Source organism: Phaeobacter sp. JH20_34, assembly GCF_048056095.1.
GTDB classification, from domain to species: Bacteria; Pseudomonadota; Alphaproteobacteria; order Rhodobacterales; family Rhodobacteraceae; genus Phaeobacter; species Phaeobacter bryozoorum.
In genome coordinates this window covers 247,094-269,433 of record NZ_JAYMWT010000021.1, presented here as the reverse complement: position 1 = coordinate 269,433, position 22,340 = coordinate 247,094, and the positions used below count along the sequence as shown (strand labels likewise).

At 63.5% G+C, this 22,340-nt stretch carries 17 protein-coding genes; 12 read left to right on the top strand and 5 right to left on the bottom strand.

From position 1 onward, the window contains the following. Window positions 1-61: 61 nt before the first annotated feature. Window positions 62-1,267, bottom strand: a complete 1,206-nt coding sequence (locus VWZ81_RS15840; RefSeq protein WP_416543591.1) for an alpha-hydroxy acid oxidase — start codon at window positions 1,265-1,267, stop codon at window positions 62-64. A gap of 583 nt (window positions 1,268-1,850) precedes the next feature. Continuing rightward, window positions 1,851-3,647, bottom strand: a complete 1,797-nt coding sequence (locus VWZ81_RS15835) for a diguanylate cyclase (RefSeq protein WP_416543593.1) — start codon at window positions 3,645-3,647, stop codon at window positions 1,851-1,853. A gap of 230 nt (window positions 3,648-3,877) precedes the next feature. On the opposite strand from VWZ81_RS15835, the gene VWZ81_RS15830 reads away from it, so the two are divergent. After that, window positions 3,878-6,238 (top strand): ATP-dependent helicase, encoded by a 2,361-nt coding sequence (locus VWZ81_RS15830; RefSeq protein WP_340545030.1) that lies wholly within the window; start codon window positions 3,878-3,880, stop codon window positions 6,236-6,238. A gap of 334 nt (window positions 6,239-6,572) precedes the next feature. On the opposite strand, the gene VWZ81_RS15825 is transcribed toward VWZ81_RS15830, so the two are convergent. Next, window positions 6,573-6,791 carry a DUF1127 domain-containing protein gene (locus tag VWZ81_RS15825; RefSeq protein WP_340545031.1) on the bottom strand — a complete coding sequence of 73 codons (219 nt, stop codon included), beginning with the start codon at window positions 6,789-6,791 and terminating at the stop codon, window positions 6,573-6,575. A 328-nt stretch (window positions 6,792-7,119) separates the two neighbouring features. Between VWZ81_RS15825 and VWZ81_RS15820 the strand changes: the two genes are divergently transcribed. The 8 genes from VWZ81_RS15820 (at window position 7,120) to mraY (ending at window position 16,577) form a co-directional block, all read left to right on the top strand. Next, window positions 7,120-8,190: an Mrp/NBP35 family ATP-binding protein gene (locus VWZ81_RS15820; protein ID WP_340545032.1), complete on the top strand. Its 1,071-nt coding sequence runs from the start codon at window positions 7,120-7,122 to the stop codon at window positions 8,188-8,190. Window positions 8,191-8,888: 698 nt separating this feature from the next. After that, the gene (gene mraZ, locus VWZ81_RS15815; RefSeq protein WP_340545033.1) at window positions 8,889-9,392 is read left to right on the top strand and encodes a division/cell wall cluster transcriptional repressor MraZ; all 504 of its coding nucleotides are present in this window, start codon (window positions 8,889-8,891) and stop codon (window positions 9,390-9,392) included. A 3-nt stretch (window positions 9,393-9,395) separates the two neighbouring features. Further along, window positions 9,396-10,400: a 16S rRNA (cytosine(1402)-N(4))-methyltransferase RsmH gene (gene rsmH, locus VWZ81_RS15810; protein ID WP_416543595.1), complete on the top strand. Its 1,005-nt coding sequence runs from the start codon at window positions 9,396-9,398 to the stop codon at window positions 10,398-10,400. Then, on the top strand, window positions 10,400-10,774 hold the full coding sequence (gene ftsL / locus VWZ81_RS15805) for a cell division protein FtsL (protein WP_014874069.1): 375 nt from the start codon (window positions 10,400-10,402) through the stop codon (window positions 10,772-10,774). The genes rsmH and ftsL overlap by 1 nt, the downstream gene beginning before the upstream one ends. Beyond that, complete coding sequence (locus tag VWZ81_RS15800; RefSeq protein ID WP_416543597.1) at window positions 10,771-12,558, top strand: peptidoglycan D,D-transpeptidase FtsI family protein; 1,788 nt, start codon at window positions 10,771-10,773, stop codon at window positions 12,556-12,558. The genes ftsL and VWZ81_RS15800 overlap by 4 nt, the downstream gene beginning before the upstream one ends. 15 nt (window positions 12,559-12,573) lie before the next feature. Next, window positions 12,574-14,058 (top strand): UDP-N-acetylmuramoyl-L-alanyl-D-glutamate--2,6-diaminopimelate ligase, encoded by a 1,485-nt coding sequence (locus VWZ81_RS15795; RefSeq protein ID WP_416543599.1) that lies wholly within the window; start codon window positions 12,574-12,576, stop codon window positions 14,056-14,058. Continuing rightward, a complete protein-coding gene (locus VWZ81_RS15790; protein ID WP_416543601.1) occupies window positions 14,055-15,467 on the top strand; it encodes a UDP-N-acetylmuramoyl-tripeptide--D-alanyl-D-alanine ligase in 1,413 nt (470 codons plus the stop codon). Before VWZ81_RS15795 ends, VWZ81_RS15790 begins: the two co-directional genes overlap by 4 nt. Window positions 15,468-15,494: 27 nt before the next feature. Beyond that, window positions 15,495-16,577 carry a phospho-N-acetylmuramoyl-pentapeptide-transferase gene (gene mraY, locus VWZ81_RS15785; RefSeq protein ID WP_061048820.1) on the top strand — a complete coding sequence of 361 codons (1,083 nt, stop codon included), beginning with the start codon at window positions 15,495-15,497 and terminating at the stop codon, window positions 16,575-16,577. Window positions 16,578-16,908: 331 nt separating this feature from the next. Here mraY and VWZ81_RS15780 read toward each other — a convergent pair whose 3' ends face one another. Beyond that, window positions 16,909-17,823 (bottom strand): glutaminase, encoded by a 915-nt coding sequence (locus VWZ81_RS15780; RefSeq protein WP_416536756.1) that lies wholly within the window; start codon window positions 17,821-17,823, stop codon window positions 16,909-16,911. 129 nt (window positions 17,824-17,952) lie between these two features. On the opposite strand from VWZ81_RS15780, the gene murD reads away from it, so the two are divergent. Together murD and VWZ81_RS15770 are read left to right on the top strand one after the other, a co-directional pair. After that, window positions 17,953-19,383: a UDP-N-acetylmuramoyl-L-alanine--D-glutamate ligase gene (gene murD / locus VWZ81_RS15775; RefSeq protein WP_416543603.1), complete on the top strand. Its 1,431-nt coding sequence runs from the start codon at window positions 17,953-17,955 to the stop codon at window positions 19,381-19,383. After that, window positions 19,383-19,724 (top strand): thiamine-binding protein, encoded by a 342-nt coding sequence (locus VWZ81_RS15770; RefSeq protein WP_416543605.1) that lies wholly within the window; start codon window positions 19,383-19,385, stop codon window positions 19,722-19,724. The genes murD and VWZ81_RS15770 overlap by 1 nt, the downstream gene beginning before the upstream one ends. Window positions 19,725-19,780: 56 nt before the next feature. Here the strand turns inward: VWZ81_RS15770 and VWZ81_RS15765 are convergent, their stop codons facing one another. Beyond that, window positions 19,781-20,962 carry an NAD(P)/FAD-dependent oxidoreductase gene (locus VWZ81_RS15765; RefSeq protein ID WP_416543607.1) on the bottom strand — a complete coding sequence of 394 codons (1,182 nt, stop codon included), beginning with the start codon at window positions 20,960-20,962 and terminating at the stop codon, window positions 19,781-19,783. Between the two features lie 132 nt (window positions 20,963-21,094). Here VWZ81_RS15765 and ftsW point away from each other — a divergent pair, with 132 nt between their 5' ends. After that, window positions 21,095-22,264, top strand: coding sequence for a putative lipid II flippase FtsW (gene ftsW / locus VWZ81_RS15760; RefSeq protein WP_340546293.1), 1,170 nt, complete (start codon window positions 21,095-21,097; stop codon window positions 22,262-22,264). Window positions 22,265-22,340: the final 76 nt, after the last annotated feature.

The following is a 22,340-nucleotide window of genomic DNA, read 5'->3' as shown; positions in this document are numbered from 1 at the left end:
GTTCTGGGTATGGACAGCGTGATAGCGCTGACCTGAGGCCAGAATCCGGCAAAAAATACGATTACGGCGGAGATTTTAGGTCCGTATCGGTCTTAAATGTCGCAAATGGCGGCGCAATCGGCTGAAGTGGGAGCGGTTGCGGCAGCATCGTCAGGTCCTCCGCCCCCAGCTGGCCCATGTTTGCCAGCAGATCCAGGCGCAAAAGATCGATCAGATGGTCCGGCCCCTGCGGGCCAAGCGCTGCCAGGGCAAAGTGGAACGCGCGGCCTAACATGACATAGTCCGCCCCCAGCGCCAGCGCGCGCAGGATATCCAGACCACCTTCGATACCGCTGTCGAAAATCAGCGGCAGGGTGGTGGCCGCACGAATATCCGGCAGGGCCTCGATGGTGGCGCGGGCCGCATCGAACTGGCGCCCGGCATGGTTCGATACCCACAGCGCATCGACGCCAAGCGCCTCCAGCGGTGCGGCATCCTCGGCGCGCATCACCCCCTTGATGATCAGCGGCCCCTCCCAATGGTCGCGCAGCCATTTCACATAGTCCCAATCGGGCGAGGTGCGCAGCAGGTAGCCGACATGGGCCGTCGACGACAGGCTGCCGCTCTGGCCGGTCACATATTTATCCAGCGTCCGCATATGCGGCATCCCCCGGCGCGCCATGCCCAGGGCCCAGGCCGGTCGCATCGCCACCTGTGCCAGCAACCGGGGCGTCAGCCGGGGGGGCTGCGTCAACCCGGAGCGCGTCTGCCGTTCCCGGCGCGAGGCCACGGGCACATCAACTGTCAGCACCAGACCGGCAAAGCCTGCGGATTTGGCGCGCTGCAGCATATCGCGGCGGATGGCGGGATCCTTCGGCGGGTAAAGCTGGAACCACGGCGCCGCCCCGAGGTCATCGGCCAGATCTTCGGGGGACTGGCTTGCCACGGTCGACAGGCAGTAGGGCAGGCCCTGCGCCGCGGCGCAGCGGGCCAGCTGGCGTTCCGCGTCGGGCCAGATCAGCCCCGACATGCCAACTGGCGCAATGCCAAACGGCAGCGGGCGCGACACGCCCAGAAACTTGGAGCTGAGCGAGGGCTGTTGCGGCCCATGCAGAATCGACGGGGCAAAGCCGATACAATCCAGCGCTTTGCGGTTGCGGGCGGTGGTCGCCTCTCGCCCGGTGCCACTGTCCAGATACTCCCAAACGAAACGGGGCAGGCGCCGCCGGGCGCGCTGGCGAAGGTCACTGAGAGCGGGGTAACGCTGGTGCAGATCCATGCTGCGCATTTGTCGCTGCCTTGCAGCAAAAGTCTAGTGTGGAGTGCAGCATTGAAACATTTTTGTAACTATTTGGACCGCACCCGTTCCATCTCCGGCGCTGTTGTCGTCCGTATGCGCCACCCGCTGCGCGCCCTTTTGGTGCCTTTCTCGCGGGTCGCTGCCATCCGTTACCACCCCGGTGCATTGTGCGTGCCTCTATTGCTTGCGAGCCTTCTGATCGGTGTCTTGTCGCGGCCTTGCGGGGATCACGCCGGGTCGAGGGGCCACGCCAGGCCCAGAGCCAGGCCCATCGGGCGCGCGATGTGTCCGCCAATTGTAAAAGAGGGCTATTGCGCGCCCGATGGGCCAACGGTCGGCGTCGGGGCGTGTCATCCTGTTGGCTGGTCAATGACCGATCCGAAGGATCGCGCAGCGAGCGCGAAGCCCGTGTCGAAGGCGGTCTGCCCACGCGCCCAGTTGCCCGGTCACGCCGTCAATCCAGCCGCCGCAACTGGGGCGCTGGCGCCGGGTGCATCGTTTGGTCGCTGTGACGGGGCTTTGGTCAATGCCCGTCGGCCCGGTTCCTGCTGCGGGGGCAGGGGTCTCCGGCCTACTCCGCAGCGATCGAGCTGCCCGAATCCGACGGCTTTGAGGGACCTGTCTGCGCGACAGGGTTGCGTGGCGCCTGCTCTGCGGCGGAGGCGACACAGACCTGGTTGCGGCCTTTCGCTTTTGCATCGTAGAGCGCCTCGTCGGAGGCGCGCAGCAGGTCCTGTGGCATCGTGCCGTGGCGCGGATAATGGGCCACGCCAAGCGAGATCGAAATCCCCGGCAGCGCCTTCTCGCCGTAGCGGACGACAATCGCCTCCACGGCCTGGCGCAGCAGCTCGGCCTTGGTCATCACATCCTGCTGGCTGACCCCGGGAAGGATCAGCGTGAATTCCTCTCCGCCCGGACGGCAGGCCACTTCATCGCCGTCACAGGCCTGTTCCAGCACCGAGCCGACCGCCCGCAGGACCATGTCACCGGCATCATGGCCGTGATTGTCATTGAACTTCTTGAAGTGATCCACATCCACCGCAATCAGGCTCAGCGGTGTGCCGCTCTTCTGGCTGCTGGAGATGCTCTTGCGCAGGGTCTCCGTCATGTGGCGGCGGTTGAACAGACCGGTCAGCGGATCACGCACCGACTGATCATGCAGCTGGTCGCGCATCCGCACATTGGCGATCGCCATGGAGATCTGTTCGGCGCACATCTGGGCCAGTTTCTTGCTGCTGCGGAACTCTTCCGTGGCGTCGCTCAGCGCGCGCAGATGCATCAGGCCGACGGTCTCGCCATGGGCCAGAATCGGGAAACAGTAATAGGCGCGGCCGTCATGCGGCTCGGCATGTTCGCAGACAAAATCAATCTCGGAGGAGCCGAATTCATAGCTGCGGCCGCGACGCAGCCCCCAGCATTCTTCCGGGTGGATGTGGTCCTTGTGACTGCCGCCATTCCAGCTGGCACAGCCGTCAAGCACATCGCGCGAGTTGGAGTAGACATAGACGCTGCCCTCAGCCGTCGGCAGGATATGGGTCATGAAACGGGCCACCATGTCGAACAGCTCGTCGAGCGAACGGCTGGATTGCAGCCATTCGTTCAGCTCGCCCAGCAGCTGCACTTCACGGGCAAGCCGCAGCTGTTCGTCCAGGATCTCGCGCTCGGTCTCGTTGCGCTGGCGCAGCTGGTTCATGCGGAATCGGTTCGATTTGAACACGACATAAACAGCAATTGTCATTGCCAGCAGTGCTATGGATGTCAGCACGATCAGCGACAGCCGCACCCGGTTGATGAAGATATTCCGCAGCTCGGTGATATCGGTATAGAAATCAATCGCACCGTCGAAATGCCCGTTATGAATAAGGGGCATGTATACCTGTGCGATCTCCCGCGTGACCTCGCTGTTGTAGTTGCCGGTTGCCAGGGTCAGCCCGTCGACGTCATAGGCGGGCAAGGCATCGTGCATATAGTAGACCTCACCTTTGGCGACCTTGGTGGTGAAAAAGACATTTGCCTCAAACTCGCCGATTTCATCGCTGCGCGAGGACCAGAAAATTTCGCCCGAGCTGGTCAGCAGGCGATAGCGGTAGACATCGGTTTCCTCGGTGAACAGCGCCAGCATATGGGCGTCATGCGGCTGGATGATGCCCTCCTCGAACGACTCCTCCGGGTTTGCCATATGCAGGACGATCCGCCGCTGCCAGAGTTCCGCCTGTTTGCGGATGTCGGCTTCCAGCATGTGATCGACGATGGGGGTTGGCACCGCAAAAACGGCCCAGACCGAGGCGGCCGCGGCCACAACCAGCACGAAAAGGAGTGACATGCTGCGGGTTCTCTCCGCGACGCTGGTTTTGAGATCAGGTTTCATGGTGCCGTCTGCCGTCCGATTGAGAGTGCCCTCACGGCGCTATGGCCGCTGGTCCATGCTGGTCGGTTGAGTTTTCAATTGTGTTAATCGTTAACCTAAATTCCGGTATGTCGGGGTTTAAACTACTGAAGATTTTCGGGATTTGCTCGGTTGATCTGTTGCGGATGTCTGCGGAACAGACTGTGAACGCCCTCTTTCCGCCGGGATTGAATCACGTTAATGTCCTGCCCATGAGCAGTTTTGACGATATCGACCCCTATGAGGGGATTTCGCTGTCCGCGCGGGCCATGGCGGCGCGGCCGATGCCCTATCTTGACGGGCTGAACCCCGCACAGCGCGCCGCCGTCGAATGTCTGGAAGGGCCCGTGCTGATGCTGGCAGGGGCCGGCACCGGCAAGACCAAGGCGCTGACTGCGCGGATTGTCCATCTGCTGACCACCGGCACGGCCAAACCAAACGAGATCCTTGCCGTGACCTTCACCAACAAGGCCGCGCGCGAGATGAAGGAGCGCGTCGCCGGAATGCTGGGGCAGGCGGTTGAGGGGATGCCCTGGCTTGGCACCTTCCACTCGATTTGCGTGAAACTGCTGCGCCGTCACGCCGAACTGGTCGGGCTGAAATCCAATTTCACCATTCTGGACACCGACGATCAGATCCGGCTGCTGAAACAGCTGATCAAGGCCGAAGGCATAGATGACAAACGCTGGCCTGCGCGGATGCTCGCGGGGGTGATCGACGATTGGAAAAACCGCGCGCTGACGCCTTCCCGGGTGCCGGTCGCGGATGCCAGCGCCTATAATCACCGTGGCGTGGACCTCTATGCGCAGTATCAGGTGCGGCTGAAGGATCTGAATGCGGTCGATTTCGGCGATCTTCTGCTGCACATGGTCACCATCTTTCAGGACAACCCGGATGTGCTGGAACAATATCAGCGCTGGTTCCGCTTTATCATGGTGGACGAATATCAGGATACCAACGTGGCCCAGTATCTCTGGCTGCGGCTTCTCGCGGGCGCGCATAAGAACATCTGCTGCGTTGGTGACGACGATCAGTCGATCTATGGTTGGCGCGGGGCCGAGGTGGGCAATATCCTGCGGTTTGAAAAGGATTTTCCGGGCGCCAATGTGGTCCGGCTGGAACAGAACTACCGCTCGACCGAACATATTCTCAGCGCCGCCTCCGGGGTGATCCGGGGCAACAGCGGACGTCTGGGCAAGGAACTCTGGACCGAGGCACGCGGCGGCGAGAAGGTGCGTCTGATCGGCCATTGGGACGGCGAGGAGGAGGCCCGCTGGATCGGCGAGGAGATCGAGGCGATGCAGCGCGGCACCCGTGGCCTTGCCCCCATCGACCTCAACAATATGGCGATTCTGGTGCGGGCCTCGCATCAGATGCGCGCCTTTGAAGACCGCTTTCTGACCATTGGTCTGCCGTACCGGGTCATCGGCGGGCCGCGCTTCTACGAGCGGCTCGAAATTCGCGATGCCATGGCCTATTTCCGGCTGGTGGTCAGCCCGGAGGACGATCTGGCGTTTGAGCGGATCGTCAATACCCCCAAACGTGGTCTTGGCGACAAGGCGCAGCAGACCATCCAGACCATGGCGCGCAGCAATGGCGTCTCATTGGTCGAGGGGGCGCGGCTTGCGGTGGAGAGCGGCCAGATCAAGGGCAAGGGCGGCAATGCCCTGCGCCAGCTGGTCACCGATCTTTCCCGCTGGGGACGTCTGGCGGGCGACGCCGACATGACCCATATGGAGCTGGCCGAAACCATCCTCGACGAGAGCGGCTACACCACCATGTGGCAGACCGACAAGAACCCGGATTCGCCGGGCCGTCTGGAAAACCTCAAGGAACTGGTCAAGGCGCTGGAGGCGTTTGAAAACCTGCAGGGCTTCCTCGAACATGTCAGCCTGATCATGGACAATGACAAACAGGATGCGGCGCAGAAGGTCTCCATCATGACGCTGCACGCCGCCAAGGGGCTGGAATTTCCTGCCGTCTTCCTGCCCGGCTGGGAGGATGGTCTCTTTCCCTCGCAGCGCTCGATGGACGAAAGCGGCCTGAAGGGCCTCGAGGAAGAACGCCGTCTGGCCTATGTCGGTATCACGCGGGCCGAGGACATCTGCACGATCTCCTTTGCCGGCAACCGCCGTGTCTTTGGTCAGTGGCAATCGCAGCTGCCCTCCCGTTTCATTGATGAGCTGCCCGAAGAACATGTCGAGGTGCTGACCCCGCCCGGTCTCTACGGCGGCGGCTACGGCGCGGCGGCTCCGGGCGGTTTCGGGGGCGTGCGCTCCACGATTGAGGACCGCATGGCCTCTGCCGATGGGTACAACTCGCCGGGCTGGAAACGCATGCAGTCCCGCGCCGGAGAGCGTGGCCTGTCCCAGCCCAAGGAAAGCAAGTCCAGCGTCATCGACCTCACCGCCACCTCCGCCTTCACTGCCGGTGAACGGGTGTTCCACCAGAAATTCGGCTATGGCGCGATCACCGCGATCGAGGGAGACAAGCTGGAAGTCGCATTCGAGAAGGCCGGCACGAAAAAGGTTGTCGCCCGTTTCGTCACCGCAGCAGAGGACGTGCCGTTCTGACCGCGCCGACTGCGGGTCTGATCCAGCACCGATAGATCCCCGCCATCGGCAGGCGGGCACCAGCTCGGGCGTCGGCAGTTTGCCGGCGCCTTTTTGCGTCCTGTCATCAATGGGAGGCGCTGCCGATCAGGCAATCAGGCACAAAAAAACGGCGGTGCCAGGGAGGAGGAGGGCACCGCCGTTCTGTACAACACCATACCATCAGGGAGGAGGAGGCATGGTGTATCAGGGTCCGGCTATGACGCCGGTATAGGGTGCGGTGACATCAGGGAGGAGGAGGATGTCACCGCGATAGCAGGCTCCCAAGGGAGGAGGAGAAGAGAGCCTGATCTCTTTATTTCGTGCCGTATGCGGCCTCATAGGCGACGCTGCGCAGCATGGAGCGGCTCAGCCCCAGGTCAGCCAGCTCGCGACCGGAGAGTGTCGACAGCTCATCCATGGTCTGGCGATACAGGCGGTAGCGTGCAATCTTGCCTTTCAGCTCGTCGAACATGGCGCGCGGGCTGAAGGCCAGAGCGCCTTTGCGGGTTGTGATATTGTCAACAGCGGCCATCGGTGTTGTCCTTAACGTCTATGAATGTCTGGCCGTTCCCGGCCTCTCTTGGCCTCATAAATATGATAATGCTGCACACGCACAATCCCTGAAAGGGGCATTTCTGCTATGCAGCAAACGCATGGGTTTCCTTGCGGAAACCGGGTTGATCTTGCCGAGGTATGCGCCAATCGGTGTGCTGATGCCTAAATTCGCGGCAGGCGGCAAACGGGCAGGCTACAGGCCGCGCGCAGATTGGGGCCGACCGGGAGCCTATACAGGGGCCGATGCGGTCTTGGGCTTGTCGGCCGCAGGTCTTATATGGCGGGTAACCAACAGGAGACAGGCCATGACCCCCACCCAGGATGAGATTCGCGACGCCCTTGCGCGGCTGCAACTGCCCGATGGCGGAACGCTGGTCTCGCGCGACATGCTGCGCGCGCTGATGGTGGAGGGAGGTCGCGTCAGCTTCGTGATCGAGGCGCCCAGCCCGCAGATCGCCGCCCAGATGGAGCCGCTGCGCCGCGCCGCCGAGGCAACCGTTCTGGCGCTGCCGGGGGTGGAGAGCGTCTCCGCGGCGCTGACCGCCCACTCCGATGCCGCCGCGCGGCCCGCGCCGACCCTGAAACTGGGCGGCCACCCCAAGCCGCAGCAGGGGCCGCTGAAACCCAGCGGGGTGAAACGCATTCTCGCCGTGGGATCGGGCAAGGGCGGCGTGGGCAAATCCACCGTCAGCGCCAATCTCGCCGTGGCGCTCACCCGGCAGGGGCGCAAGGTGGGCCTGCTCGACGCTGACATATATGGGCCCAGCCAGCCGCGCATGATGGGGGCGAGCGGCCGCCCCGCCAGCCCTGACGGCAAGATCATCGAACCGCTGCACGCCCATGGCGTCACGCTGATGTCGATCGGCTTCATGGTTGACGAGGCCAAGGCGGTGGTCTGGCGCGGCCCGATGCTGATGGGCGCGCTTCAGCAGATGCTGGGGCAGGTGAACTGGGGGGAGCTTGACGTGCTGATCGTCGATCTGCCGCCCGGCACCGGCGATGTGCAGCTGACCTTGTGCACCAAGGCCGAGCTGTCCGGTGCCATCGTTGTTTCCACCCCGCAGGATGTGGCGCTGCTGGATGCGCGCAAGGCGATTGACATGTTCAACACCCTGAAAACGCCGGTGCTGGGCCTGATCGAAAACATGTCCTTCTTTGCCTGCCCGGATTGTGGCGGCGAACATCACATCTTTGGTCACGGAGGGGTTGCTGCCGAGGCTGAGCGCATCGGGGTGCCCTTGCTCGGGGCGCTGCCGATTGATCTTGAGACCCGGCTGGCCGGTGACAATGGCACTCCCATCGCTGCCGGTGACGGTCTGATGGCCGAAGCCTATGCAAAAATGGCCGAAGGTCTGATCCGCGGCGGCATGGCCTAGATCGCGAAGCTGAAACGCTCCCGGCGCTGCTGGGAAATCATGGGCCGCGTGGGAATTGATGGGCCATGTGGGAAATTATGGGCGGCGTCGAGACATTTTGGCCCGCTTTCCCGAATCACTGTGCTGTTCTGGCGTGATTTTCAGGCGATATCGCCCGGATCACGGGAATTGCCCCGGTCCAACTGCCACACGCACCCATGAACAGAATGTGAACATTCTGATTCTCCAGACTCGCTCTCAAAATTTCTGGGAAATCATGGCACTTTTTCCAAGCCAGATGTGACCCTACATATAGTGGCCTTTATGGTGGCTTAATCTACCACTGGGCGTATCTGCGATTCTTTCCCGCAGAATCGGCGCGTCGTTATCTAGATGTGCAGATGTGGTCCATAAAAAACAGTTGTCGCCCACGTATTCCCATAGTATCCCTAGTTCATCGAATGAGACGAAGAGCAGGGGCACCAAACGACCCCAACCAAGACTACTAAGAAGCAGGTTTCATACAGGCCTTCGCTTTCATCGAAAATAGAGAGATCCGGCGCGCGAGCGAGCAGACATCCCCCCAGGTGGCGCGCGCAGTCGGACACCCCGCAAGTCGGGATAAGGAGGCGGGTTGATCAGTGGCAGCAGATCAGCCCGCCCCTTTTGCTTCTGGGGATAGCTTCGGCACGAGGGACGCTGAAAAAAGGGACGATAGATTGGGCCGTAGGTTCAGAGGTGAAAGCCACCACAAGGTGGATACAAAGGGGCGGGTCTCGATTCCGGCCTCCTTTCGCCGTGTTCTGGAAGCGGGTGACCCCAACTGGCAATCCGGCAGCAACCCCGAACTGGTCATCGTCTATGGTGACCACCGCCGCAATTTCCTGGAATGCTACACGATGGAGGCGATCGAGGAAGTCGACGCCAAAATCGACGCCTTGCCGCGCGGCTCGATGCCGCGCAAGATGTTGCAGCGCATGTTCCACGGTCAGTCCTTCCCGACCACCGTTGATGAAACCGGGCGGCTGGTGCTGCCCGCCAAGCTGCGCAACAAGATCAATCTGGAGGCCGAGGCGTTCTTCATCGCCGCCGGCGACACCTTCCAGATCTGGAAGCCTGAAACCTATGAAGAGGAAGAACTGGCAAAATCCGAGGAGTGGCTGGACGATCTGCCCGAGGACTTTGACCCGGCGGAATTCCTCGATGGCGCCGGAGGCGCTTGATCCATGACAACGGACCGCCCAACCTCAACCGGTCCTCACGTACCGGTCCTTCTGCGTCCGCTGCTGAAAGCCGTGGCGCCGGTTTCCGGGCGCTGGCTCGATGGCACCTTCGGGGCCGGGGGCTACAGCCGGGGCCTGCTGGAGGCAGGGGCCGATCACGTGATCGGCGTTGATCGCGATCCGCTGGCCTTTGAAATGGCTGAAAGCTGGATCGGCGACTACGATGGCCGCCTGACCCTGCAACAGGGGGTGTTCTCCCGCATGGATGAATATGCGCAGGATCTCGACGGCGTCGTCCTCGATCTTGGCGTCTCCTCCATGCAGCTGGATCTGGCCGAACGCGGCTTTTCCTTCATGCGCGACGGGCCGCTGGATATGCGGATGTCGCAGGATGGCCCCTCTGCCGCCGATCTGGTCGCGGAACTGGACGAGGCGGCGCTGGCCGATATCCTGTTCCTCTTTGGCGAGGAACGCGCCAGCCGCCGTATTGCCCGCGCCATCGTGAAGGCCCGCACCGAGGCGCCGATCACCACGACACTCCAGCTCGCCGGAATCATCGAGAGCTGCCTGCCGCGCTCCAAACCCGGCCAGTCACATCCGGCAACCCGCAGTTTTCAGGGTCTGCGCATCGCGGTGAACGCCGAATATGAAGAGCTGTTCGAGGGGCTGCTGGCCGCCGAACGCGCGCTGAAACCCGGCGGTCTGCTGGCGGTTGTGACCTTCCATTCCATCGAAGATCGCATGGTCAAACGCTTCTTCCAGCATCGCGCGGGCAAAACCGGTCGCGCCAACCGCTACGCCCCCGAGGTCGAGGAAACGCCGTCGCAATTCACGCTGGTCACCCGCAAGGCCGTCGGGCCGGACGATCAGGAGCTGGCGGACAACCCGCGCTCCCGCTCCGCCCGGCTGCGCGTCGGTCGCCGCACCGGGGCCGCGCCGATTGAGATCAGCGCCAAGGATATTGGCATGCCGCGGCTGAAACAGGCGCAGGCAAGAGAGAAACGCTGATGAAGACCCTGCTTTATATCGCCACCTGTCTCGCCGTCTTTGGGCTGGCTTTCTGGGCCTACCGCGAGAATTACACCACCCAGCAGGTACTGAAGGAAACCCGCAGCCTGCAACGCCAGATCGGCGCATCGCAGGTCCGGCTCAGCGTGCTGCGCGCCGAATGGGCCTATCTCAACCGTCCCGACCGGCTGCGCGAACTGGCGGAACTCAATTTTGATCGCCTCAGCCTGCTGCCGCTGCGCCCGGAACAGTTTGGCCGCGTGGATGAGGTCGCCTATCCGCCGCAGGAGGATGAGCTGCTGGATTTCACCAACGGGGTTGAGGTTTCCTCGCTTGGGGCCAATGGGCAGACCGCAACGGGGACACAGCCATGATCCGCACGCCGCTACGCCCGCTGGCGCGGATCCTGACCGCGCGCGCGCGGGGCGAGAACCCGGATGCCATCGAACGCGAAAACCTGCGCCAGCGCCACGCCGAGATGCAGGCCCATGCCCGCCAGCGCGCCGAGGGGCGGCTGCTGGTTCTGGGCATGTTCTTCCTCTGCGCTTTCACCGCGATTGGCGCCCGTATGGCAACGCTGGCCACCTCGGAGCCGGTCGAACCGGTCGCCAGTGCGCCGGGCAGCGCCATTGCCATGCAGCGCGCCGATATCGTCGACCGCAAGGGCCGCATTCTGGCAACCAACTTCGAGACCCATTCGCTCTATGCCCAGCCACCGCAGATGGTCGACCCGGAAGGGGCGGCGCGGCGTCTGGTGGAGATTTTCCCCGATCTGGAGCTGGAACGCCTGCTGAAGGATTTTTCCGGCAAGCGTAAGTTCATCTGGATCAAGAAAAAAATCAGCCCCGAACAGAAACAGGCCGTCCATGACATCGGCGATCCGGGGCTGCTGTTTGGTCCGCGCGAAATGCGTCTTTACCCCAATGGCAGCCTGGCGGCCCATGTGCTGGGCGGCGCCGGTTTCGGCAAGGAAGGCGTCAGCGCTGCCGAGGTGATCGGTGTTGCCGGGGTCGAAAAACAGTTCGACGACTATCTGCGCGACCCGGCCAACGGCGGGCGGCCCTTGCAGCTCTCGCTGGATCTGACGGTGCAGGCGGCATCCGAGCGGGTGCTTTTCGGCGGCATGAAGCTGATGAACGCCAAAGGCGCCACCTCGATCTTGATGGATGTTCACACCGGCGAGGTGATTTCGGTGGTGTCGCTGCCGGATTTCGATCCCAATGACCGCCCACGTCCGCCGACCTCCGGTTTCGATCCCTCCGACAGCCCGTTGTTCAACCGCGCGGTGCAGGGCGTCTATGAACTCGGCTCGACCTTCAAGATTTTCACCGCAGCTCAGGCCGTTGATCTGGGGCTGGTGAATTCCGAGACCATTATCGACACCTCCGGTCCAATGCGGATCGGGCGCTTTCCGATTGGCGAGTTCCACAACAAGAACTACGGCAAGCTGAGTGTCGCCGATATCATCGTCAACAGCTCCAACCGGGGCACCGGGCGCCTGGCGCTGCAGATCGGTGCCCAGCGGCAGCAGGATTTCCTGCGCGCCATGGGGATGTTTGATCCGACGCCGATCGAAATCGCCGAGGCCGCAGGCGGTAAGCCGCTCAAACCCAGCAAATGGGGCGAGCTGAGCACGGTGACGATTTCCTATGGGCACGGGCTGTCCACCAGCCCGATGCATCTGGCAGCCGGTTATGCGGCCATCGCCAATGGCGGCCAATATGTCAGCCCCACCATCCTGCGCCAGAAGGGGCCGCAGCTGGGCCACCGGGTGATGTCGGCTGAGGCGGCCCGTCAGGCCCGCGCCATGCTGCGCAAGGTGGTGACCAGCGGCACCGCTTCCTTTGGCGAGGTTCCGGGTTATCAGGTGGGCGGCAAGACCGGCACCGCCGATAAACCCAAACCACGCGGCGGCTATTACGAAAGCAAGGTCATCGCCACCTTCGCCGCGATGTTCCCGGCCCATGATCCGAAATATGTGCTGGTGGTGACGCTGGATGAACCCTCGGTCATCGCCCATGGCGAGGAGCGCCGCACCGCAGGCTGGACCGCTGTGCCCGTCGCTGGCGAAATGATCGGTCGGATCGCGCCGCTGCTTGGCCTCAGACCGCAAGTTGAACCGGATGAGATGGCTGCTATAACCCTCACCTCAAACTGATCAGGTGGGGTTGCTATGGACACCATTGAAAACCGTCCTCTTAGCCAGCTGGGGCTGACCGCTCGCGGCGGTGTCGATCCGACGATCCATGGCATTGCCGTGGACAGCCGCAAGGTGGTCGAAGGGGGGCTGTTTGCAGCCCTTCCGGGCAGTCAGGTGCATGGCGCCAAATTTGTGCCCGCCGCTCTCGGCAATGGGGCGGCTGCGATTCTCACCGATGCGGCAGGCGCGTCGATTGCGGCGGAGCTGCTGCGCGAGTCGACCGTGGCGCTGGTGGTGGTCGAAGACCCGCGTCAGGCGCTGGCCTATGCCTCGGCGCTGTGGTTCGGCGCACAGCCCGAAACCATGGTGGCAGTGACCGGCACCAATGGCAAAACCTCGGTGGCGAGCTTTGTGCGCCAGATCTGGGTGGAGCTGGGCCATAAGGCGGTGAACCTCGGCACCACGGGGGTTGAGGGCGCCTGGAGCCATCCGCTCAACCACACCACCCCGGAGCCGGTTACCCTGCATGACGCGCTGGCAAAAGCGGCGGCGGCGGGGGTTACCCATGCCGCAATGGAGGCCTCCTCGCACGGGCTGGATCAGCGGCGTCTGGACGGTGTGCATCTGGCGGCGGCGGGGTTCACCAATTTTACCCAGGACCACCTCGATTACCACGAGACGTTTGAGGCATATTTCGCCGCCAAGGCGGGCCTGTTCCGCCGGGTGCTGCCCGATGATGGCGTGGCCGTCATCAACATGGACGACCCGCGCGGCGCCGAGATGCGGGCGGTCGCCGCTGCGCGCGGGCATGAGGTGATATCGGTCGGGCGCGGTCTCGGTGATCTGAGCCTTGTCGGTGCGCGTTATGACGCCTCGGGGCAGGACATGCGCTTTACCTGGCATGACCGGCCCTATCAGGCGCGGCTCAACCTTATTGGCGGCTTTCAGGCGGAGAATATCCTTTTGGCCTGCGGTCTGGTGATTGCAAGCGGCGAGGACCCGGATGCGGTCTTTGCGACGCTGCCGCATTTGCAGACGGTGCGCGGCCGGATGCAACTGGCGGCCACGCGCGAAAATGGCGCGACGGTTTTTGTGGATTACGCCCACACGCCTGATGCCGTGGCCACCGCGATCAAGGCACTGCGCCCGCATGTGCTGGGCCGGCTGGTCGCCATTGTTGGTGCCGGTGGTGATCGCGATGCCGCCAAACGCCCGCTGATGGGGCAGGCGGCGCAGGACAATGCCGATCTGGTGATCGTGACCGATGACAACCCCCGCAGCGAGGACCCGGCCGTGATCCGCGCCGCCGTCAAGGGCGGCGCGCCGGATGCGATGGAAGTTGGCGACCGGGCTGAGGCGATCCTGCGCGGCGTTGATGCGCTGGGACCGGGTGACGCGCTGCTGATCTGTGGCAAGGGCCATGAGACCGGCCAGATCGTTGGCAGTGATGTTTTGCCCTTTGATGATGTGGAGCAGGCCAGCATGGCGGTCGCGGCTCTGGACGGGAGGTTGGTATGAGCCTTTGGACAGCTGAGGAGGCGGCAGCGGCCACCAGTGGTCAGGCAATTGGCGACTGGAGCGTGAATGGCATCTCCATCGACACCCGCAGCATTGCGGCGGGCGATCTCTTTGTGGCGCTGAAGGCGGCGCGGGATGGCCATGACTTCGTGGCGCAGGCGCTGGAGAAAGGCGCTGGTGCGGCGCTGGTCTCGCGCAGGCCCGAGGGCGTCGGTGACGATGCGCCGCTGTTGCTGGTGAATGACGTGCAGGCCGGGCTGGAGGCTCTGGGCCGGGCAGGTCGTGCGCGCACGGATGCACGGGTGATCGCGGTCACCGGATCGGTCGGCAAGACCTCGACCAAGGAAATGCTGGCGCGCATGCTGTCCGATCAGGGGCGCACCCATGCGGCTGTTGCCAGCTATAACAACCATTGGGGCGTGCCGCTGACGCTGGCGCGGATGCCGCGGGACACCGAATTTGCCGTCATCGAGATCGGCATGAATCACCCCGGTGAAATCAGCCCGCTTGCCAAACAGGCGCGTCCGCATGTGGCGATGGTCACCACCGTGGCGCCGGTGCATCTGGAGGCCTTTGACGGGATCGAGGGCATCGCCGCCGAGAAAGCCGCCATCATCGACGGGCTGGAGCCGGGCGGTGTTGCGGTGCTGAACGCCGATATTGCCGAGGCTCCGATCCTGCACTCCGTTGCCGAGGAGGCAGCGCGCCCTGCGCAGTGGTTTGGCACCGGTCAGGGGCCGATCGTGCCGGGCTATCGCCTGACCGGAACCGCCTCACGCAGGGATGAGACAGAGGCCGAGATCACGCTGCCGGATGGGCAGCGATATCGCCTGAATATCCAGTCGCTTGGCGCCCATTTTGCGATGAACGCGCTTGGCGCGCTGGCCTGTCTGGCGGCGCTGGATCTGGATCTGGCCAAGGCCGTGCAAAGCCTGTCGCTCTGGTCGCCGGTCACCGGGCGCGGGGCGCGTGAAACCGTGACGCTTGGCGCGGGGCAGGGCGAGATCCTGCTGCTGGATGACAGTTACAACGCCAATCCGACCTCGGTCGCGGCGGCGCTGGCGGTGCTGGCCGCGACCCCCTGCGCGGGACGGCGGATTGCCTATCTGGGCGATATGAAGGAGCTGGGACCGCAGGAGGCCGAGCTGCACGCGGCCCTTGCCGATCTGCCCGCGATGGCGGATCTCGATGTGGTGCATTGCATCGGCCCGCTGATGGGGGCACTTCATGCGGCGTTGCCTGCGGACAAACGTGGTGGTCACTATGCCAGCAGCGGTGATGTGCAGGCGGATCTGGCGGGTCAGATCGCGGCGGGGGATGTGGTTCTGGCCAAGGGGTCGCTCAGCATGGCGCTGGCCAAGGTTGTTGACGGCATCCGCGAATTGGGCCATGGCGAGGCCACTTTCTGAACTTTGACGAACTGAGGACCGGCTGACATGCTCTATTGGTTAACCGCGCTGTCGGATGGGGGCGATCTTTTCAACCTCTTCCGCTACATCACCTTCCGCGCGGGCGGGGCGTTTCTGACGGCGCTTCTGTTTGGGTTTCTGTTTGGGCCACCGCTGATCAATGTGCTGCGCAAGAAGCAGGGCAAAGGTCAGCCGATCCGTGATGACGGCCCCGAAGGGCATCTGGCAAAGGCTGGCACGCCCACCATGGGCGGGCTGCTCATCGTCGGCGCGCTGGTGACGGCGACGCTGCTCTGGGCGCGCTGGGACAATCCCTTTGTCTGGCTGGTGCTGTTTGTGACGCTGTCCTTTGCGCTGATCGGTTTTGCCGATGATTATGCCAAGGTCTCCAAGCAGAACACCGCAGGCGTACCGGGCAAGCTGCGGCTGGCGCTTGGGATCACCATTGCGGTGATCGCAGCCCTCTGGGCCTCGGCCTATCATCCGGTGGAGTTGCAGAACCAGCTGGCGCTGCCGGTGTTCAAGGATACGCTGATCAACCTTGGTCTGTTCTACGTGCCGTTTTCGATCTGCGTGATCGTCGGCGCGGCCAATGCGGTGAACCTGACCGATGGGCTTGACGGGCTGGCGATTATGCCGGTGATGATTGCCACCTCGACCCTTGGGGTGATTGCCTATGCGGTGGGGCGTGTCGACTTTACCGAATATCTGGATGTGCATTACGTGCCCGGCACCGGTGAAATCCTGATCTTTGCCGCGGCGCTGTTTGGCGGCGGTCTGGGCTTCCTTTGGTACAATGCGCCGCCAGCGGCGGTGTTCATGGGCGATACCGGCTCGCTCGCCCTTGGCGGCGCCTTGGGCGCCATCGCGGTGGTCACCAAACACGAGCTGGTGCTGGCGATTGTCGGCGGGCTGTTCGTGGTGGAGGCGCTGTCGGTGATCATTCAGGTGCTCTATTTCAAGCGCACCGGCAAACGGGTCTTCCTGATGGCGCCGATCCATCACCACTATGAGAAAAAGGGCTGGGCGGAGCCGACCATCGTGATCCGCTTCTGGATCATCTCGCTGATCCTCGCGATGATTGGTCTGGCCACGCTGAAAGTGCGCTGAGCCCCGCAGGATCGCCGCCGCGCAGGTCATCCTGCGGGGCGGTGTGCCGATCTGGTCTGATATCTGAAACCGCTCGGGGCTGAAAATGCTTCGGGCGGTTTTGCGTAAGAAGAAGGCGGCGCCGCCGGAGGGGCGGAGGGTGGATGACCTTTGCCAGGGGTCATCTCCGTCTGTCGGCCTGTGCGGATCCCCATACGCCCGGAGTCTTGACCTTGAAAGGGTCAGTTGGGCGGGGACGTTCTCCTGATCTTGGTGTTGCAACGGATGTGAGCATAGCGCTGCCGCCTGAACGGATGGTAAGCCCTGCGTGCGCCGGGCTGGCAACGGCGGCTCAGAACACCGACCAGTCCATCTCCCGCGCCAGCCGCTCCATCGCTTCGGTGCCCAGTTTCGAATTGCCGTTGCGGTCCAGCCCCGGCGACCAGACGGCGATGCTGGCCTTGCCCGGTACGCTGGCCAGAATACCACCGCCAACCCCGCTTTTGGCGGGCAGGCCGACGCGATAGGCGAACTCGCCCGAGCCATCGTAATGCCCGCAGGTCAGCATCAGCGCATTGAGCCGCCGCACCCGGTCCAGCGAGACCAGCCGCGGACCGACACCGGCGCCGATCAGGAAACGGCCGGCACGGGCCAGCTGGGTGGTGGTCAGCTCGGTGGCGCAATGGTGGAAATAGGTGCCGAGCACCTTGTCCGGGTCATTCTTGAGATTACCGCAGGAGGCAAGGAAATGGGCATGGGCGAAATTGCGGTGCCCATGGGCGGTTTCGGAGCGGGCAACCGCGCCATTGATGTGGATATCGTCATCCTCGGCGGCGGCGCGGATAAAGCCCAGGAATTCGGCCAGCGCATCGCGCGGTTCGCGGCCCGCCAGCACCTCATCCGTGGTGACAATGGCGCCTGCATTCACAAATGGATTGCGCGGCCGGCCGCGTTCATGTTCCAGCTGCACGATGGAGTTGAAGGCGGTGCCGGAGGGTTCGCGACCAACCCGCTGCCAGAGCTGATCGCCGGAGCGCCCGAGCGCAATCGCCAGCGTAAAAAGCTTGGTGATGCTCTGGGCCGAGAACCGCGTGGCGGCATCCCCGGCGCTGTAGATCTGGCCGTCGGCGGTGGCCACGGAGATGGCAAACTGGTGGGGATCGACTTGCCCCAGTTCGGGAATGTAGCTGGCCACCTCGCCCCGGTCGGGATCGTCGCGAAGATCGCGGTTGATGGCATCGAGGATCTGCTGCAATCGCGCGTCCATGGCTGTGGGGCCTCCCAATTTTTGGCCGACACTAGCCGGGTGTCGGCGGACTGGCAAACGCAACGGGACTGGTGTTGGTTCCCGTGATCGGGTAGCGATTCGAGCAAAGATCAAATGGGAGGGCAGGCGATGATCCCTGTGACCGGATTCGAAGGCGCAACTGTAGCGGTGCTGGGGCTTGGACGGTCTGGCCTTGCCACCGCGCGGGCCTTGCGTGCAGGCGGGGCAGAGCCGGTCTGCTGGGATGACAACCCCGGCGCGCGGGCGCGGGCCGAGGTCGAGGGGTTCACCTGCCGGGATCTGCTGAAATCCGGCGCCTTTGACGATGTTGCATCGCTGATCGTCTCGCCGGGTATTCCGCATCTCTACCCCAAACCCAACCCGGTGATCCGCGCAGCGCTGGTGGCGGGGGTGCCGGTGGACAATGATATCGGGTTGTTCTTCCGGTCCATTGCGACCCAGGGCTGGGAGCAATACGATCAGGCGCCGCGCATCGTGGCGGTTACTGGCTCCAACGGCAAATCCACCACGGTGGCGCTGCTGCACCACATCCTGGAGGAGGCCGGTCGCGAAAGCCAGCTGGCGGGCAATATCGGCCGCGGTGTGCTGGATATTGATCCGCCGGGCTCCGGGGGCGTGGTGGTGCTGGAGCTGTCGAGCTATCAGACCGATCTGGCGCGGGCGCTGACGCCGGATGTGGCGGTGTTCACCAACCTCAGCCCCGATCATCTGGACCGGCACGCGGGCATGGGCGGCTATTTCGCGGCCAAACGCCGGCTGTTTGCCGAAGGCGGCCCGGATCGCGCGGTCATTGGCGTCGATGAGGATGAGGGGCTGTATCTGGCCGGTCAGCTGTCGGAGGCGGCCAGCGATGACCGGGTGATCCGCATTTCTGCCAGCCAGAAACTGACCGGACCGGGCTGGCAGGTCTTTGCCCGCAAAGGGTTCCTGAGCGAATACCGCAAGGGGCGGCAGGCGGCCTCGATTGATCTGCGTCAGATGCAGGGGCTGCCGGGCGCGCATAACCATCAGAATGCCTGTGCGGCCTATGCGGCGGCGCGGGCGCTGGGACTGGCCCCGCGCCTGATCGAGGAGGCGCTGGCCAGCTATCCGGGTCTGCCGCATCGCAGCCAGACCATCGCGACCCATCAGGGGGTGCGCTATGTGAATGACAGCAAGGCCACCAACCTTGACAGCGCGGCCAAGGCGCTGAGCGCGTTTGACAATATACGCTGGATCTGTGGCGGGCTGGAGAAAGAGGGCGGCCTGGACGCTCTGCGCGGCCAGACCGGGAAGGTGCGCAAGGCCTATGTGATCGGTCGCGAGGCGGCAGGCTTTGCCATGCAGCTGGATGTGGAGGCTGAGGTCTGCATCACCATGGCGCAGGCGGTGGCCCGGGCCGCCGCTGAGGCGGAGGCGGGTGATACCGTCCTGCTGGCCCCGGCGGCAGCGAGTTTCGACCAATATGACAACTTCGAGCAGCGCGGAGAGGATTTCATCGCCGAGGTGCAGAAGCGACAGGGGGAGGCCCCGGTGCAACCCGATGGGGAGGCAATCTGATGGCCGAGACGACAGCGCCGCAGAACACGGTGATGCTGGCCTTTCAGGTCATTCCCCGGCTGCGTGAGGGCAATAACTTCGAGGTTGTGGACCGCGCGATTGATGTGGTGAAGGCCTCAGGCCTGCCGTTTCAGGTGGGGGCGATGGAGACCACGAAGCGTGGTGAGCTGGATCAGCTGCTGGGGATCGTGAAACAGGCCGAACAGGCCTGTCTTGATGCCGGGGCGGTGGAGGTGATCACCAATATCAAGATCCATACCACCACGCCTGATGCGCATGACACCTTCTGCACCTATACGCGCGGCGTCACGCCGGCCAATAAGGTGTTTATCGAGGAGTGATGCGAGGGGTGAACGGGGCGGCGTTTCGGGCTGGCCCGAGCGAAGACGCCCGAGGCTCAGCCCTTGGCGGCGATTGCGGTTCCGGCCGCGACGCCGGAGGCCCAGGCCCATTGGAAGTTATAGCCGCCCAGCCATCCGGTCACATCAACCGCTTCGCCAATCGCATAAAGCCCCGGAACCGTCTTGGCCTCCATGCTCTTTGACGACAGCGCATCGGTGTCGATACCGCCCAGCGTCACCTCGGCGGTGCGATAGCCTTCGCTGCCCGAAGGGGTGAGCGTCCAGTTTTCCAGTTGGTCGCAGAGATCGCGCAAGGCGGCGTCGGACTGGTCGGCGAGCCGCCCCTTCAGGGCGAATTCAGGGGCCAGGAACTCCACCAGCCGTCCGGGCAGGTGACGGGCCAGTTCGGTGGTCAGATCCTTGCGCCCGGTTTCCTGACGCTGGCGGCGCAGGTGATCAAACAGCGGCGTTTCCGGGATCAGGTTGACGCGGATCTGCTCCCCCTCGCGCCAGTAGGACGACAGTTGCAGCACCGAGGGGCCGGAGAGGCCGCGATGGGTGAACAACAGCGCCTCGTCAAAACTGGTGCGCTCATTGGAAAGCCGTGCGGGCAGGGCGACGCCCGCAAGAGGTTTGAAGCGGTCTTCGGAGAAGGTGAACGGTACCAGTGCCGGGCGGGTTTCGGTCAGCGGCAGCTCAAACTGGCGCGCCAGATCATAGGCCAGACCGGTCGCGCCCATCTTCGGGATCGACTTGCCGCCCGTGGCAATCACCAGATTGCGCGCGGTCAGCACCTGCGGCTTGCCCTCTCGCTCTACTTCGACGCGGAACCCATCAGCGGTGCGCGTCACGGAGGTCACGCTGGTCTGCAGCCACAGATCGGCACCTGTTGTCTTCATTTCCTCTACCAGCATCGCGACAATCTGCTTGGCCGAGCCATCACAGAACAGCTGGCCCAGTGTCTTTTCATGCCAGGCGATGCCGTGTCGGTCCACCAGCTCGATGAAATCCCACTGGGTGTAGCGCGCCATGGCGGATTTGCAGAAATGCGGGTTCTGCGACAGGTAGTTTTCGGGGCTGGCGTACATATTGGTGAAATTGCAGCGCCCGCCGCCGGAAATGCGGATTTTCTCGCCCGGCGCCTTGGCGTGATCAATCACCAGCGTGCCTGCGCCGGAGCGGGTTGCACACATCATGCCGGCCGCGCCGGCGCCAAGGATCAGGGTTTCATATGCCATGCCCGGCCATAGGCGCGGATAACTGCCAAAGGCAAGAGGAAGAGGGTGGCCTGAGGCAAAGTTTCCGGTTACTGTTTGCCTAACGATCCCGAAAACGGGACGGATGACGAGGCAGATAGTGGCGGTACTTCCATGACTGAAATGGTCTATGGCGCGCTCCCCGTACAGGCGGGCGAGCCGATTCTACCCAAATGGTGGCGGACGCTGGACAAATGGACGATGTCCTGCGTCCTGATGTTGTTTGTCATCGGGCTGCTCTTGGGGCTGGCCGCTTCGGTGCCGCTGGCCGAGCGCAACGGGTTTGACAATTTCCACTATGTCGAGCGGCAGGCGATTTTTGGCATCACCGGGCTGGTGGCGATGCTGATCACCTCGATGATGTCGCCAACGCTGGTGCGGCGACTGGCGGTGATCGGGTTTGTCTGCGCCTTTGTCGCGCTGGCGCTGCTGCCGGTTTTTGGCACCGATTTCGGCAAGGGCGCGACGCGCTGGTACAGCCTCGGCTTTGCCTCGTTGCAGCCGTCGGAGTTCCTGAAGCCCGGATTCATCGTGGTGGCGGCCTGGATGATCGCCGCGAGCCAGCAGATCAACGGCCCGCCGGGCACGCTGATGTCCTTTGGCCTGTGCCTGACGGTGGTGCTGATGCTGGTGATGCAGCCTGACTTTGGCCAGGCCTGTCTGGTGCTGTTTGGCTGGGGCGTGATGTATTTCGTGGCCGGTGCGCCGATGCTGCTGTTGGTGATTATGGCGGCGGTGGTCGTGATGGGCGGGGTTGTGGCCTATTCCAGCTCCGAGCATTTTGCCCGCCGCATCGACGGCTTCCTGAACCCTGAAATCGACCCGACCACCCAGATGGGCTATGCCACCAATGCCATCCGCGAAGGTGGGTTGTTCGGTGTCGGCGTTGGCGAGGGCGAGGTGAAATGGTCGCTGCCGGATGCCCATACCGATTTCATCATCGCAGTGGCGGCCGAGGAATACGGGCTGGTGCTGGTGGTGATCCTGATCCTGCTTTATTCGGCGGTGGTGGCCCGCACGCTGTTCCGCCTGATGCGGGAGCGCGACACGTTTATACGGCTTGCCGGAACCGGTCTTGTCTGTACCTTTGGCGTGCAGGCGATGATCAACATGGGCGTTGCGGTGCGGCTCTTGCCGGCCAAGGGCATGACCCTGCCGTTTGTGAGCTACGGTGGCTCCTCGCTGATTGCCGGCGGGATCGCGGTGGGGATGTTGCTGGCGTTTTCGCGGTCGCGCCCGCAGGGCGAGATTGCAGATTTCCTGCGCGGACACGGGCGCGGCTGAGCCTGCCCGATTGAAGCGCACCCCTCGGTCTGCCCTGCGCGGTCGGGGGGGTGAGTGAGCAGAGACAGAAAGACCG